Source organism: Streptomyces sp. SID3343 (genome assembly GCF_009865215.1).
GTDB lineage: Bacteria > Actinomycetota > Actinomycetes > Streptomycetales > Streptomycetaceae > Embleya.
Genome location: NZ_WWJX01001599.1, coordinates 1 through 15,460, shown reverse-complemented (window position 1 = coordinate 15,460; position 15,460 = coordinate 1). Strand labels below are relative to the sequence as shown.

Annotated in this window: 12 protein-coding genes; 7 read left to right on the top strand and 5 right to left on the bottom strand. The window is 68.6% G+C overall.

Going from position 1 to position 15,460, the window contains the following annotated elements; translation table 11 throughout:
* Window positions 1-632 precede the first annotated feature (632 nt).
* Window positions 633-1,100, top strand: coding sequence for a hypothetical protein (locus GT354_RS50750; RefSeq protein WP_161354888.1), 468 nt, complete (start codon window positions 633-635; stop codon window positions 1,098-1,100).
* 406 nt (window positions 1,101-1,506) lie between these two features.
* Window positions 1,507-3,216, top strand: coding sequence for a hypothetical protein (locus tag GT354_RS50745; RefSeq protein ID WP_161354889.1), 1,710 nt, complete (start codon window positions 1,507-1,509; stop codon window positions 3,214-3,216).
* Window positions 3,217-3,629: 413 nt separating this feature from the next.
* On the opposite strand, the gene GT354_RS50740 is transcribed toward GT354_RS50745, so the two are convergent.
* Entirely contained in the window at window positions 3,630-4,931 is a 1,302-nt protein-coding gene (locus tag GT354_RS50740; protein ID WP_161354890.1) for a hypothetical protein, read from the bottom strand.
* Window positions 4,931-5,758 carry a ParA family protein gene (locus GT354_RS50735; RefSeq protein WP_161354891.1) on the bottom strand — a complete coding sequence of 276 codons (828 nt, stop codon included), beginning with the start codon at window positions 5,756-5,758 and terminating at the stop codon, window positions 4,931-4,933. The genes GT354_RS50740 and GT354_RS50735 overlap by 1 nt, the downstream gene beginning before the upstream one ends.
* A 3,018-nt stretch (window positions 5,759-8,776) precedes the next feature.
* Between GT354_RS50735 and GT354_RS50730 the strand changes: the two genes are divergently transcribed.
* Window positions 8,777-8,953 carry a hypothetical protein gene (locus GT354_RS50730; protein WP_161365062.1) on the top strand — a complete coding sequence of 59 codons (177 nt, stop codon included), beginning with the start codon at window positions 8,777-8,779 and terminating at the stop codon, window positions 8,951-8,953.
* A 256-nt stretch (window positions 8,954-9,209) separates the two neighbouring features.
* Here GT354_RS50730 and GT354_RS56225 read toward each other — a convergent pair whose 3' ends face one another.
* A complete protein-coding gene (locus GT354_RS56225) occupies window positions 9,210-10,040 on the bottom strand; it encodes an ATP-binding protein (protein ID WP_272924055.1) in 831 nt (276 codons plus the stop codon).
* A 1,382-nt stretch (window positions 10,041-11,422) separates the two neighbouring features.
* Between GT354_RS56225 and GT354_RS50715 the strand changes: the two genes are divergently transcribed.
* From GT354_RS50715 to GT354_RS50700, 4 genes are all read left to right on the top strand, one after another.
* Window positions 11,423-11,764, top strand: coding sequence for a DUF4180 domain-containing protein (locus tag GT354_RS50715; RefSeq protein WP_161365058.1), 342 nt, complete (start codon window positions 11,423-11,425; stop codon window positions 11,762-11,764).
* Entirely contained in the window at window positions 11,761-12,558 is a 798-nt protein-coding gene (locus GT354_RS50710) for a Sir2 family NAD-dependent protein deacetylase (protein ID WP_202513201.1), read from the top strand. The genes GT354_RS50715 and GT354_RS50710 overlap by 4 nt, the downstream gene beginning before the upstream one ends.
* Before the next feature lie 420 nt (window positions 12,559-12,978).
* A complete protein-coding gene (locus GT354_RS50705; protein WP_161365056.1) occupies window positions 12,979-13,569 on the top strand; it encodes a TetR/AcrR family transcriptional regulator in 591 nt (196 codons plus the stop codon).
* An 8-nt stretch (window positions 13,570-13,577) separates the two neighbouring features.
* Window positions 13,578-14,447 (top strand): NAD(P)-dependent oxidoreductase, encoded by an 870-nt coding sequence (locus GT354_RS50700; RefSeq protein ID WP_161365054.1) that lies wholly within the window; start codon window positions 13,578-13,580, stop codon window positions 14,445-14,447.
* A 48-nt stretch (window positions 14,448-14,495) separates the two neighbouring features.
* Here GT354_RS50700 and GT354_RS55480 read toward each other — a convergent pair whose 3' ends face one another.
* Both GT354_RS55480 and GT354_RS50695 read right to left on the bottom strand, forming a co-directional pair.
* Window positions 14,496-15,131, bottom strand: coding sequence for a hypothetical protein (locus tag GT354_RS55480; protein ID WP_237536248.1), 636 nt, complete (start codon window positions 15,129-15,131; stop codon window positions 14,496-14,498).
* A gap of 106 nt (window positions 15,132-15,237) precedes the next feature.
* Window positions 15,238-15,460 (bottom strand): trehalose-6-phosphate synthase (locus tag GT354_RS50695; protein WP_237536247.1); only part of this gene is annotated, 223 nt, incomplete at its 5' end.

The window sequence follows — 15,460 nt, the reverse complement described above, 5'->3', positions numbered from 1 at the left end:
GGTCTCGACGACAAGCAATGCGGGGCCGTGAGATGGGGTGATCTGCTGCCGCGCGCCCGGCCTTCGAGCACTGTTCGGGGACTGCCGGGAAGGTGCCACGAGACGGCCTGCTTGCCCGCCTGTAAGACCCCTCAAACACTCTCTGACCTGGGACTTGCATGGCGAGATGTTCGGGGATCTGTGCCGAGATATATCCGGCGAGCCGCATAGGACGTTGTGCGGCGAAGTGTGTGGCGAGCTGTGCGTCGGTGTGTGCGGGGAGTTGTGCAACAACCCGTTCGTCAATCCGCATGGCTGTGTGTGCGGTTGTGCGGGCGGGTGTGCGGCGCGAGCGGTGGGTGCACGGAGTCTCGGGTGGCTGTACAGATCGACGGCCGGAACGCCGGCCGGAACGCTGGACGGCACGACAGATCTCGCACTCGATGCCCGGGTATTCATGCGTGACAGGGGATGGATGTGCGGCACGATCACCCGACACGCAGACCGAACACAGCCGCTATGCCTTGTTTTCTGGGCTTTTATGGGATTCGCGTCATCGATTCGACACCGACCGCGACACGCCGACTCTCCTGACAGGAAGTCAGAGGGGGCGGATCGCGATAGGGTTTCGGCGTTGACACGAAAGGACGGTCATGGCCACTTCCCGGGAGCGTTGGACGGTGGCGAGGCTCGCGGCCATCGCGGGTCTGCCCAGCAAGGTGGGCTACGAGGCACGGGACCGAAACGTGCTGCACCCGACGGTGCTCTCGCCCAGCGATGTACTGCCGCTGCTCACCTTCGAAGCACTTCGAAGGATCAGTTGGCCCGGCGAGAACTACGCCCGCAACACGCCACAGCGGCTACGCCTGTGGGAACACCTGGCCATCGAACACTCGCGGGTGGGCGACCTGAGCGACGTCGACCCGATGACCGGCCTCTACGTGCACCCCTCGGGCGCCGACCTGGCCGTACGCCCGAGCGAACACGCGGCGCTCGCGCTGCGGTTCGTCGAGGAGAACACGCCCTACCAGTACCTCACGCTCGGCGCGTGGGCCCGTCAAGCCCTCCGGGCCCTGGCCGCCGAGCAGGAGCAAGCAGGACGACGACATGGTGCCGCCTGACCTCCCCGGGAGCCTGTACAGCCCCCGAAGAAGTCCGGCCGCCAAAAGCAGAGCGAGTGGCCTAGGAGTCCAGCCCTAGTCCACTCGCTCGCAGCTCAGCGCCCCGAAGGGCGCCGTCCGAGAAAGGAAGCCTGCCGGCCAAACAACAACCGAACAGTGACACCCAGCCGTTCCGGTACTTCCACGCGCCGAACGGACGGGTTACCTCTACCTCTTTTCTCTTCACCAGCTTCAGGAGCAGATCATACCTGCGATCCTCGAGGCAGGCCCAGTGCTGTCCTCAGCCAAAGCCTTGCCCTCTCCCAGTGTGCCCGAATCCTCCCCGATCACGATGCAGGCGCGCGTCCGAGCCGCCTTGCGTGCTGCGCGAGTTCGCGTCGGCGGCGCCCGCGGCGTCGACCCCACGATGCCCGAGTCGGTTCGCCGCGCATCCGTAAAAGTTCCGCTGGCCGTGGTGACCGGCGAGGCGTACAACGACCTCGCGTTCGTCTTCGCAGCCAAGGTCGGCCACCTCGCCGCCGGGCCGGGGCAACCGGGCTGCATCGCCGACCTGACCACCATCGCGCGCTACCTGGGCCTGACCGTGCGCTCCGTTCCCCAGCCCGACGGCCGGGTCGCGTTGAAGGCGCCCTCCTCCCTGTACGCCGCCCAGAAACAACTCACCGCCGGTGAGGAACTCACCGTCGTTCGGCGCACGAAGCGCTCCGGCACGGGAACCTCGGCCGTACGCAGGCTCCGCCCGCTGTACAAGGGCGAACCATGGGTCGTGGTCCCCGTCGCTCTCTTGGGCGCGGTGCCGCATCGGCATGCTCGCGCGTACGCCGTGATCTGCTACTCCCGAGCCCGGGGCCACCACCTCACCTACGCCGAGCTGGCCCAAGTACTGCGCCACCAGTCGGGTCGACGGATCGGCGAGCCCGTGAGCGTACGTGCGGCCCGCGGCGTGGTGTCCGACCTGGAGCGCTGGGGGTGGGTCGAAGTCGGCCGCCGCGAAGGCTGGCAGGGCCGCAACATGCTGATCCCGCTTCGGCCCTTCGAGCCGGTCTCGGAGCGTGACACGGACAACGGCGTCGAAACCACCGGCGAGGTGTGCGCGGCGATCGAACCGGTCTGCGGAATCGATGACTTCGCCGAGATCGACCCCGGCCCCCAGGCGCCGAACGCAGCGGTGGCGCCCGATTCGACGGCTCCCGTCGATGAAGCCGAAATCGCTGGTGGGACAGGTTGTTTCGAGGATCGCGGCGTGGGTCCGGAGGGTCAATGGACGTCGGGTTCGCAGGGTGTTGGGACGTCCGTCACGGATAAGGAAGACACTCCGACTGACCTACGGAGGACGCCTGACATCGAGGGGGGTTCCGCCCGCAGGGCGTCCTGCGTAGGTAGTGGGCCCGAGCCTGTGGACAACTTCGCTCCGGCCGCGGAATCGGCGATGGTCGACGCCGACCCGGCGGCTGCCGCGCCTACGGCGGAACCCCGTGGATCTCGACGGGCGGGCTCTTCGAGAAACCGGACCACCATCTCGGTCACGGCGGTGCGGGCATTCGCCGAAATCACCCCGCTGGTAGCGGCGATGAGCGCCGGACAACGCGTCGTGGCCGCCAGGCTCGTCGAACGGGCCGTGGCCGAAGTGGGGGACCCCGAACGCGTTTTCGCCCGCCTGGCGAACCGCTGGAGGACGCAGGAGGCCCCGGTGGCCGCCCCGCTGGGATGGCTGGGCGGCCGAGGACTGGTCAGGCGCGGCTGCGCGGACCCCAACTGCGAGGACGGGCGCCTGTGGTTGCCCACGACCGGGCCGGGCATCGGGGGCGACCAGGACGGCTACACGTGCCGCAACTGCGCCCGGCAGACCGAGGACCGGCGAGCTTCGGCCGACGCCCGGTTCGGGGCGGATCGGCGCGCGGAGAACCGACGGACGCCGGCCCGGTACGTCGCGGTGGACGCCTCCGTGGGAACACCGATCCCGGCCGCGCCGGAGCCGATGGGTACGTGCGACGGCTGCGACCGTGCCGTGCGAGGGCTACGAGCCGACCGCCTGTGCGCCGATTGCCGCGAGGAGCAGGAGTCGGCACCCTCGGCCGCTGCACGGCCGTCCTGGGGCCTTCAGAGCGCTTTCTGAGGCGTCCGGTGCCGACGGGAGCGGACGGGTTCTCGCCGACAGGCAGGGGGAACGGGGTCGGAACGGCCCGAACTCCGGTATCGATCCGGGCATTTCGGGTGATTCGGATGATCCCGTCCGGTGGCCGCCACACGGGGAGGCTCATCGGCGGTCTCGTCGGCGCCGAGAGGATGCGAGCTCGTCGGGCCGGCGGCATTCGTACCGTTTCGCGGAGACCTGCCGGCACACGGGTCGGCGATGCGGACGCCGGCGGCCGCGTGCGGTGATCGGGATGTGGGGTGCGGGGCGGTTCGGTCACGCCCGGTGGTTGTGGTGGTGCTCGCACGGCGGGGCCTCGAGGCCAAGGTCGATCGCGGGGCCGGGATCGGCTCCCGCGATCGACCGCCTCGGGTCGCTCACGCCGGGTCCTGCTGCTACTGCTGGGGCGAGAAGATGTCCGGCCGGGCCAGGGCGCCTTCGGCGTCCAGCCGGTCGAGAAACAGCTCGACGGCGGCCGAGAACAGATACACGACAAGGCCGCGTTTCTCGGTCGCGGTGAGTTCGGTGTCCAAGTCACGGGCCAGTTCGTACACGGCCGGACTGACCCGGTAGCTGGACGACTGGCTCGGGTCGGTGATACCGCCGCGGGCCCGCAGGAACGAGCGGATCATCTCGATCTGTTCCTCGTTGTCGTCGGGCAGTTCGAGCAGAGCGGCGTTCAGGTAGTGACCCAGGGCCAGCCGCCGGTTCTGCGATGACCGCTTGTCGGCGGTGAGACGCCTGCCCAGGCGGGACTTGACGTCCGGGAGCAGGCGAAAGCCCCAGGTCTCCCAACCTTTTGAGTTTATCCGCGCGTCGAGGAAGCTCTCGAGCAGGGATCCGTGGGCGGTCTGAGCCCCGTCGTCGTGATCGGTGCTCGCGGGGGCTGCCGCGACGGGAGCGGGAGCGGGAGCGGGAGCGGGAGCGGGAGCGGGAGCGGAGGGGGCTGGGGCGGGGGCGCTTCGACGAGAGGCTCGCGCAGGCGCAGGCGCCTTTGCGGGAGCGGTGCGGACGGGGGGCGCCGGAGCGGGTTCCGGTTCGAGCGCCCGGGGGGAGTGCTCGACAGCGGGGGTGGGCTCGGGGCCCTTGACCTGGGTGGGTTCGGGTCGGTCTTCGGCCACCGGGTCCGGTGTGGCGGCGGCTGCGACCCGTCGGCGTTCCGGTTCGATGACGGGCGGCGGTGTCAGGACGAAGACGGGGGCAGGCGCAGGCCCGGGGTCCGGGGTCGGGGCGGCGACCTGGATGTCTTCGGCGGGTGGGGCGGCGGTGGCGTGTACGGGCTCGGGTTCGGCTGCCGGCTGAGGTGCCAGTTGAGGTGCCGGTTGAGGTGCCGGTTGAGGTGCCGGTGCCGGTGCTGCGGTCGGCTCGGGAGGGGGCGTCGTTGCAGTGGCCGGCGGTGGTTCGGGCACAGGTTCCGGCGTTGGTTGCGACGATGGTTGCGCAGCGGGCGTCGGCGCCGGGACGATCGACGCCGCAGTCTTGAACGGCGGGACCGAACCACCCGTGGGCGCCGAGGAGTTGCCCTGGTTGCCGCCGCCGGTCATCTGGGCGAGGAGCGCTGCCGTCGAGTCGCTGCCCGAGTTCAGGAAACTGCCGCTCATGGCGTCCTGAAGCGCCGCAGCGAGGACGGAGGACTGTACGGCGGGAGCCTTCCGCGCCTTGCTCCTGGGCTTGGGGGTGGGCTTCTCGTCTGTCATCAGGCTGCCTGCTTCACGCGGTCGAACAGTTCGATGGCCAACTCGGTGTAGGCAACGCTCGCGGCGATGTTCGGTTGCTCTATGCAGACGGGGCGCCCGATCTCGTACGCCTGCGAGATCCGACTGTCGCGACGGATCTGCGTCTGGAACGGGTCGAGGCCGTAGTCCTGCAGCCGTTGTTCGACCTGATCGTCCTCGCTGGTGCGGCGGGACGGCGCGTTCGCCTTGTTGATCACCGTGCCGAGGAAGCGCGGCTCGCATTCGCCGAGTGTGCGTTCGGACGTGGCCGCAGTGAGGCCCTTGATCACGGCCGCCCCCTGGACCGTCGCGTACAGCGGTTCACACACGGCAACCACGAAGTCGGCGGCGGCCAGAGCCACGGCGGACAGGGCGCTGACGCTCGGCGGGGTGTCGATGAGCACGATCGTCGGGGTGTTGCGGATGGGTTCGAGAATGCGGCGAAGGATTCCGGTGGTGGAGAAGTCCATCCCGGCGATCTTGCGCTCGGCGTCGACCATGGTGCTCTGGACCGAACCGAACAGGCTCAGGCTGCCTGTGGTCTCGAACGACTTCAGCAACTCACTGCGATCGAAGATCATCTCGGGGACGTCGGGCGTCATGCCGTTGAGCTGCGCGTACAGCGCGAAGCCGACCGAACGCTGCGGCTGCGGAACGACGCCCAACGCGACGCCCGCCTGTGCCTGCGGCTCCAGGTCCACAACGAGGGCATGGAACCCGTTGATCGCAAGAGCGCTCGCGAGGTTCACCGTCGTCGTCGTCTTCCCGGGGCCCCCCTTCTGGCTGGCCACTGCCACAACTGCACCCATCGTGCGTCCTCTCGGATCGAGCGGCCGGAAGCCTGCGGGAGCCGGGTCTCTGTCCGGTGGCCTGTCAGAGCCGTCCACTGCACCTGACAGGGAAGACGACGTACCTCCGGGGTGGTTGCGCTGTTCTTCCGTTGGAAGCGGAAAGACGCAACAAACCAGGATCTAGCGGGCAGAACCTTCAAGGTCTCCTTGAGGGGTCCGACCTAAGTTTTGTCTGTCAGGTTAGCAGCGGATTCCCAAAATTCACTGTGACACTCGGAAAACCCACCCGTATGTCCGGGTTAACCCGTTTGGTCGGCCGAATCTGCCGTCCCAATAGACCCTTTCAGCGCAAGAAATGCGCCCAACCGTGCTGGTTGGTAGCGCCTGAGTTCGACACATCGCATCAGCCGCCCACGGTGCGTGACGACCGGGCATGCCGCGGCCGGCCGCGCTTCGTGGTGTGTCGGGAGATGCGGAGGCTGCGGGGCGGAGCCGGTGGGGTGGGGATGCGGCGGCGCTGGTTCGACACGGCCTTCGGGCTCGGGCTCGGGCCTGGTTCCGTGGAGGGCTGGGAGGGCGCTGCGGGTCGTGGGCCTTGTGTGGCCGAGGCGACGGTGGGCGACGGGAGGCCGGCCTCGGAGGCGGGTGATCGCCGTCGCGTTCCCAAGGCTCCGTGAGCCCCGCGGGCAGAGCCCCGTAGCGGCGCGCCAGGGGCCTGTGCGAAGCCTGGGGCGCCTGATGGGCCCGCCGGGTCCGGAGCGCGGCGTGGTGGCGCCCAGAGAGGCGTTTCGGCGACGGTCCAGCGAGGAGCTGGCAGGCCGGCCGGCCGGCCACACGGTTGCCGCAGCCGCCCGACTCCGGTAGCCAAAAACCCTCGAACGGGGGAAACACTCCCGCCCATTCGGGCCTCCCCGATCGCCGGATACAGCCGGCCATCGACCCACCGAGGGAAACACGCGCCCCCGGCGCGTGTGACCGAGGTGTCCGGGCGTGGAGGTGTCCGGGCGTGGAGGTGTCCGGGCGTCCGTTGTGGCGTGGTCGGTGGGAGAGAGTCGAGTGGCTGCCTACAAGTCCATCTGTCTGGCTGTCGCCCGGGCCGCCCGTCGTTCGAGCGAGAGATGGCATGCGTGATCGTTTGCCAGAGCGCTTGTTGGGTCGGTCGATCCGGTTGTGCGTCGTGCTGTGCGCTCATAGAGGTGCCCGCCCGTTGTTCGCTCGTGCGGTCGGTGCGTTGTCACGCCGAGCGGTTGTCCCCACCGCACGTCCGACCAGTCGCCGGCCGAGCCGTAGGTTGGGTGTTCGTGTGTGTGAGCGCTCCGCAGCCACGCATGTCCGACGCGCCGACCGCCGAGCGATAGAACCGTCGCGCGTCCGAGCGCGCCGCAGACCCGGCGCTCCGTGCGGCCGCGCACCGCTTCGGCCGTATGCAGGCACAGGCATCCGCACACCCAGGCGCACGTAGTCCGTTTCTGCCGCCCGTCGTTCGTTCCGTGGGGAGACCCGCACGAACGCTCCAAGAACGCGCCGCACGTCCATGCATAGCGGCATCCGTCGACTGACCCACCGAGTGATCCGGCCGACCGTAGAGCCGTACGCCCGACCGCCCGTTCAGGCACCCAGTCGTTGATCCGCACGTCCGCAGATCAATCCGACCGCAGATCCACACGTCCGCAGACCCATGCGGCCGCAGAGTGGCCTATCCGTCCGTAGTTCCACTGACACGCCCGCAGCTACATCCGCCCGCCCGTACAGACGCACAGCGTTCCGCCCATCCGTCCGTGCGACCGCCTATCCGTCGTTCGATCCATCCGAACACCGATCGTTTCATCCGTGCACCCAGCCATACAAACACCCCAACGCCCGAACGGTCGCAGACCTGCCCACCCGTCCATCGATGCACCCGCCCACAGCAACGTCCAGCCGTACACCCGTCGTTCTACACCTACACCCATCGCTACGCCCAAACAACTGTCCGCCCGCCGTTCGTCACATCGTTCGTTCGTTACGAACATCCACTGATCCATTGATAGAGCCACCGATAGATCCGTCCGAAGATCTATCCGACCATTCGCACGCCCAGTGTTCCGACCGCTGTTCCGAACACCGAGCCGTCCGAACGCACGCCCTTTGTTCCGACCATCCGCACGTCCATCCATCGATCGAGACATCCGGCCGTCCATCCGCACATCCGACGTTCCATCCGCCGTGATACCCGCCCGCACACCCGCCCGCACAGACGCCGTTTTACTGTTGCAGCTACCCGAACATGCCCTGATGTAGTTAGCCAAACATCTTCACGAATATCCTCTCGAACATGACTATGAACATGTGCATGAATATATCGCAGAACATTTCTATGGACATCTTGCCGTGTAGATCTCCATGCATCTTCCCGGACAGTCTCTCGGACATGTCGCGTTGCATGAGCTGTGAACTTGTGAAAACCCCAGGTCAGAGAGTCTCGTCTGGTATCACCTTGGCTCTGATCGCACGCGGCTGCCGGAAGCAATGAACTTCTGCAACCTGGCGTCAGAGGCGGCCTGTCGAGGCCAAGCCCGACCCAACCTCCGCAGCAATGCGCCGACTGAAGTCAGGTGCGGCGTCATGCGGGACTTGGGCTGTGTTCTGCCTGCCGGCAGAAGCACTCCGACCGCCCGTTCATTGCCGCCGAGAATCTGGCCGCGCGGCTCACCGAGCCGGTGCCCTGGCTGGGTGGCTTCGCCGGCCATCTCGCCGAACGGCACTGCGTGAGTCGCGCCTGCACCATGATCAGCACGCTGGGCAGGCTCCTGCAGGACGAACACCCCAACCACCCCCGGACACTGCTGGACCGTGCCTGCCGCACCGGCCGCTCGATGGGCTCCCTCGCCCGCGCGCTCGCAGGCTTCCTCACCCAGCGCGGCCTCGCCCTTCCCACCGACCTAGCGCAACGGCTCGCCGCCGGACGCCGCCGACGCCGCATCGACGCCACCCCGCTCCCGCTGCAACCGCAGGTCCAGGCGTTCGCCGAGTCCATGCTGCGAGCACGCGAGCGCCGTGAAGGCCGGAACCCTGCCGCGAACCGACAGCACCATCGAAGCGGCCCTGGCCATCGTCCGCGACCTCGCCCGCTTCCCGACCAGCACACGCAACATGCAGGACTGGGCCCTGACCGACGTCCACGACCTCGAGGCCTTCCTGGCGACCATGCCAAGGCCCGTCAACACCGACTGACCGTGCTGCGGCAGTACTTCAGAATTGCTGTTCAGGGCTGATCCGGAGCCTGCAGAATCAGCAACATGCCGCGCTTCTTGTGTGACCGCTGCCGATGCCCGCTCACCACACCGGTCACCAAGATCAAAGTTCCGTCGCCAGTCCCACCCTCAGAGACTCCCGGTATCCGGGCAAGGCCGCCCCGGATGCCGCGCGGCACCTATGCCCCGAACTTCCGGCTGAGCGCGACCACCATCGACGTCCCCGGTTTTGTGGTTCATCCCGATGACGTCGTCGGCACCGAATTGCACTCTGGTTGGGATCGATTGAGCGCATGCTGCCAGGGACCCAGCGGCCTCGACGGACCCAATGTGGTCTGCGGGAGCTGCGGAACGGAGGTGGCTACCAAGCAGGCCGACTGCTTCACCCAAGACCAGGTGGTGCTCGAGTCCACCGCGGTCTGCCTCTCCTTCACAGACGACTGATCACGTGACGAGTTCCCAAGCCGAACCGGTTGATATTCGGCGGCACTTCGCACGGATTCGCCGGAACATGTGCGTTTTTCCGACGGACTTGTTGCTCGTGACGATCCGCTCGCTCTCTCGTAGCGGTTCGAGACCAGTTGAAAGAACAGGTTGGCGGCCTCGGCCTCGAAGGGGATGTAGCCGACCTCGTCCACCACGATCAGCGGGTAGCGGGAGAGCCGGGTCAGCTCGGCCTGGAGGCATCCGGTGTGGTGGGCGGCGGCCAGGCGGTCGACCCATTCGGCGGCGGTGGCGAACGCGACGCGGTGTCCCGCCTGGCAGGCGCTGACCGCGAGTCCGACGGCCAGGTGTGTCTTGCCGGTGCCGGGCGGCCGCAGGAAGACGATGTTCTCCTTACCCACGATGAAGTCCAGTGTTCCCAGGTGCGCGAGCTGTTTGCGCGTCATGCCGACCAGCTGGCCGGTGTCGAGTTCCTTGATCGTCTTGATCACCGGGAAGCGGGCGGAGCGGATACGGGCCTCGCCGCCGTGGTACTCGCGGGTGGCGATCTCGCTTTCCAGGCAGACGACCGGGAACTCGGCGTGCGTCCAGGACTCGGCCCGGGCGCGTTCGGCCGAGCGCATCGCGGAGTCCAGCAGCTCCCCCGTTGCCACTTGTGCGGCGAGAGCATGTCCGGCCCGGTTGCGGATCGGTTGCGCCGCCGACTATCCATCCGTTTCGGCCGACAGGGGGACGCGCCCGACCCGTACGACTCGTTGCGGAGAAGGTCCGCTCATTGAGCCCGGTGTCAGGTGCCGTGCGTGCCGCGCGTTGTAGGGAGACGGCCGGTATGCAGTCGCTGTTGTGCCTGCGCGGAACCGTGATGGCGATCTATTCGGTCGGTGATCAGGGACCTGCTGGGGGCCGCAGTTGCGGGGGTTGCTCGATCGGCGGCCCGCCGGGACCGTGTCGCGTCGAGGTGTTGCAGGGTCCGCTTCGGGATCGTCGTGGTGATCTCGGTGAGCAAGTCGACTTCGCAGAGCAAGGCACCTTCGCCGAGGAAGGAAGTTCCTGGGGCTCCGTGCCATTTCATCGACCGCTGGACGAACTCGTTTACCGTCGTGTGGTCGACTGCAGGTGGGTCGATGGTCTGCGGGTTTTCGCAGTCGGTCATGAATTGTAAGGTCTGGCAGGCCGCGGGGTTCGGGGCGGGGCGGGGCGTTGGCTCGCTATTCACATCGTGGACTTACATGAGCCCTCGGTGGTATCGGCGGACCTCGACTCGTCCCGGCATGACGGGGTCGATCGATCAGTCGATGACGCGGTGTACCTTGTCGAGCCGTTGCGTTCAGGGGAAGGTGAGTCGGGCTCGTCGCCGCCCTCCAGCGTGGGTCTCAGTCCATGGTGAAGGGGCCTTGTCGTCGTCTCGATGCGAGTACACGCTGCTCTGGGACGGGGGAAGGGTATTTGCAACGCTGTGACCTGCATGTTTGCGGGAATTTGCGTGTGCCGGGCTGTTCGGTGCCTCCTGGGGTGAATCCCTGCGGGTGGCAGCTATCGGCCCTCAGCGGCTCGCCTATGGCATCGGTGCAGGTCAGAGGCGTGGCGGTCGCAGGCCTAAGGGGGCTCTGGAGAGCCGCATGGGACTCGGGTGGATCGGTTGGGCCATGAGTGCTTGCGCTGGTTCGGCCGAGTCTTGGGCGTCACGCCTTCGGGCTGCGGGTGGTCCGTGCGCTGCGGTGTCCTTGGGGGCGGTGGTTCGCCGAGGCGTGGGGACGGGACGGGTTGTCGTGCAGGTGGGGGAAGGGTGCGGGTAGGTCCGCTGGGCCGTCCGCATCGCCGACGGGGAATTCGGATGCGCCGATCCGGCTCGACAAGCAGACTCGGGGCGTGCCGCGTCCATGCTTTGGTGGCACGAGCCGAGATCCGACAGCCGGATATCGCGACCAGGCAGTCGGTGCCGGAACCCGGCGGTCGACAACGGAAGTTGCCTCCGGCACCTGAACTCGGAAGGACACCGCTCGACATGCCCGACCCGGCCGACAGCCTCGAGAACCGGCACGGCGCCCTGGTATGGCTCTGTGTCGCAGAGGGCGCCCGGATCCGTACGGTGGTCGACCTCGATGACATCGGTGAAGGAGGCAACCGGCGGGCCGAGCGGGGAGTGTTGCCTGTGGTGCGCCTGGGCCCGGACTTCTTCCGACTGCGTACCCGAGCGGCGAGCTTGGGGGACATCGAGTACACCGGCGCGAGCGATGCGCCGACCGACCGGGTCCGTGAAGGCAACCGGGGCCGCCGGCACGTGCGGTTCCCGGATGTCCCCGCCGCCTTCATCGACCGCTTTGCCGAGGAGGGCGGGCGCTCGTGAACGAGACCTTGCCCGGGCTCGACGAGGACGAACTCGGCAACCAGATACAGGAGATCGGGCGACGCGCGGTGAGTCGGCTTGCGGTGCTCACCGGGGCGGGCATCTCCACCGCCTCCGGCCTCCCCGACTTTCGCGGCCCGCACGGCGTGTGGACCTACGATCCGGCGCGGGAGCAGGATACCCACCGCAAGCGGTACGCGGCCGATCCGAGCGTGCGGGCGCGGCTGTGGCGTGATCTGGCCGCGTCCGGGATGGCCGACGCTCGACCGGGTGCGGCGCACCGAGCGCTCGCACGGCTTCGGGCGAGCATCGCCACGCAGAACGTCGACGGATTGCACCAAGCGGCGGGCAGCCCCGTCGACCAGGTGCACGAACTGCACGGAAACCTGTCCATGGCCCGCCGCACGCAATGTCGGCGCCCGGCACCGATGGTCGACGCCTTGCGTGCGGTCCGGGCGGGTGTGGGCGAGCCCCCGTGCCCGGCCTGCCGGACGGGGAGGTTGCGGCCGGACGCGGTCCTGTTCGGCGAACATCCGAACCGCGACGTTCACGGGAGGGCCGCGAACGCGGTACGGGCGGCGGGTCTGTTGCTGGTGATCGGAACCTCGCTGCGGGTGCGGCCGGCCGCGGATCTGTGTACGGCGGCGATCGAGTGCGGTGTCGGGCTGGTGATCGTCAACGCGGAACCCACGCCGTACGACGATGTCGCGAGCGTCGTGTTGCGGGGGGACGTCGAGGTGGTCGTGCCACAACTGGTGACGGCGCTCGTGGCGGGCGGAACGCCGACCCGATGAACCTTCCCAACCCCCAAGGCAATCGGTGATCAGCGTCGACGCGAAGAGGAAGGACCACTGTGCTCGGCGTTCACGGTCCGACCGCGACGTTGATGGGGGTCAACGGCTTGCCGATGGCCGGATGCGCGGGCTACGGAGCACGCACCCGCCACCGACGACCGCCACCGACGACCGCCACCGACCGCCGCCGAGATCTCGCCCTCATGGGGCGGCCGGGCGGGGGAGTGGTGCCGCGGACGAGTTGTGAACAACGCGGTCCGGGGGTGCAGTTCGGGCCTGCCGGCTCGATCGACCATGAACGGGGCGGGGCGAAACGGCGAGGTTGCGACGAGCGTGCCGGTCCTGCTTTCGAGGGGTCCGGCACCGCCCCCCGCCGTCGATCTTGACTGATCGTTCCATATTTACGATAGGGTCGATCATATGGCTCGGACGAGAGAATTCGACACCGGTGCGGTGGTCGACGGCGCGATGGCCGTCTTCTGGCGCAAGGGCTACGCGGCGACGTCGATCCAGGATCTGGTGGCGGCCACCGGGGTCGGGCGCGGGTCGTTGTACGCGGCGTTCGGCAGCAAGGACGGACTCTACGAAGCCGCGCTCGTGCGCTACGCGGAGCAGTCGGGGGCGGCCAACGCCGAGCGGCTCGGGCGGCCGGCGCCGGTCCGCGAGGTGCTGTACGACCTGCTGATCGGCGTTGTGGACACGACGATTCGCGACCCGGAACGGCGCGGCTGTCTGATCACGAACACGGCGGTCGAACGCCTGCCGCGCGATCCGGTCGCCGGTCGTGTGGTCGGCGAGGCGCTCGACAAGCTCGCCTTGGCGGTTGCTGCGGTGCTGTCCGCGGGCCGCGACCGCGGCGAGTTGCCACGTGAGATCGACATCACCGCGACGACCGATCTCGTGGTGACGACCATGCAGGGTCTGCGCGTCCAGGCCAAGGCCGGCGCCGACCGGCGACGACTGGCCGCAGTCGTCGATCTGATGCTTTCCGTACTTCCCGTTCAAGAATAGGAACGACTATGAACACCGTTGCGCTGTTGGGTACCGGAATCATGGGCTCGGCCATGGCCCGCAATCTGCTCAGGACCGGGCACGACGTCAGGGTGTGGAACCGGACGTACGAGAAGGCCGCGCCGTTGGCCGCCGACGGCGCGGTGGTGGCGGCGGATCCCGCCGAGGCGGTGGCCGGCGCCGACGTCGTGATCACGATGCTGAAGGACGCCGACACTGTGCACGACGCGATGTCCGCCGCCGTTTCCGGGTTGCGGGCCGGGCAGGTCTGGGCGCAGATGAGTACCGTCGGTGTTGCCGGGATCGACCGGCTCGCCGCGTTCGCCGCGACCCACGGGTTGGTGCTGGTGGACGCGCCGGTCCAGGGCACTCGCCAACCCGCCGAGGCGGGCACCCTGGTGATCCTGGCCGCCGGGCCCGCCGACGAGCGCCTCGAATCCGTTTTCGGCGCGGTGGGCGGCAAGACGCTGTGGGTGGGCGACGTGGGCGCGGCCACCAGGCTCAAGCTCACCACGGTCGGCTTCGGCATCGCGCTGACCTCCGTCCTGGCCGAGGCCCTGGGACTGGCCAAGGGACTCGGGGTGGATCCGGCGCAGTTCGCCCGAGTGATCAGTGGTGGTCCGATGGACAGCCCGTACCTCCAGGCGAAGTTGAAGGCCGTGCTCGACGACGACTACACACCCAGCTTCACGGTGCGCAACGCGGAGAAGGACACCCGCCTCATCGCCGAGGCGGCCGCCGACGCGGGGGTCGCGGTCGACTTGACCGAGGCCGCGGGCGAGCGGTTCCGGCGGGCCGAGGCGCAGGGGCACGGCGACGAGGACATGATCGCGGGCTACTTCGGCAGTTTTCCGGGAGATGCGGTGACGAGCGCGTAGCGGTTGGTCGGCCGGAGGGGAGAGCGGAGCGATCCTGGTGACGCGGCGTCAGGCCGACAGGAAGACGGGGCCGCCGGTGGCCGGCCGGCCAGTGGGTACGGGACCGGGCGGTGGTTCGGGCTCGGGTTCGGGTTCGGTCTCGGTACCTTGGGCCCCGGACTCTGGCCTGTTCCCGGCCGCCTTCCCGGCCCTGTTCCCGGCCCTGTTCCCAGCCGTGTTCCCCGCCGTGTTCCCGGCCGTGTTTCCCGAACCGGCCCCGGCTCCGACTCCGGTCGCGGCCGGGGCTTCGGCCTCATGGTGCAAGCGGGCGTCGAGGATGTCGGAGCGGTTGTCGATGCGCATGGTCGGGCCGACCTCGATTGCCTCGATCAGCTCGCTGCCGACCAGGCGCGTGGCGGGATCGGTGGAGACCGCCACGTACGTCGAGCACAGGTCGTGGTCACTGGCGACGACCCAACTCCGATCCTCCGGCCGCCGGAAGTCGAGATCCACCGGGTCCTCGGCCATGGACCGGACCGACTCCAGGCCGCTCAGTGCGGACGTCCACCCCACCGGGTCCGAGCCCCTGACGATGCGGGCGAGTTCGTCGGCGTAGTGCACCGGCGCGTGCGGCGGCGTCACCTCGCTCAGGATCTCCACGAGGCCGCTACGGGCCGCCGGATCGGGCTCGCCGTCGTCAACCACCAGCTGGGCCCGTCGGCGGGCCGGACCATGCGTTCGAGGGCGTCGGAGTTCGACTCGCCGTGGTACACCACGCCTGCGGCCTCCGCGAGCGCGCGCCACGTCGATCTCAGGGCGCGTTGCCGATCCATTCGGGGCGGGTGCGCAGCAGTTCGCGGTAGGCGTGCAGGCCGCGGACGATGTTCTTGGACAGTTCCGTACGGTCCACCCGCACGATGACGTTTCGGCCGCCGACCGCTTCGCGCAGCCCCGCGAGACGGGTGTCCACGTCGGCCCGCGACGCGCGTTCGCGCAGGAAGTCCGCGTCGGCGCCCAGGCCGTGCACGCCGATC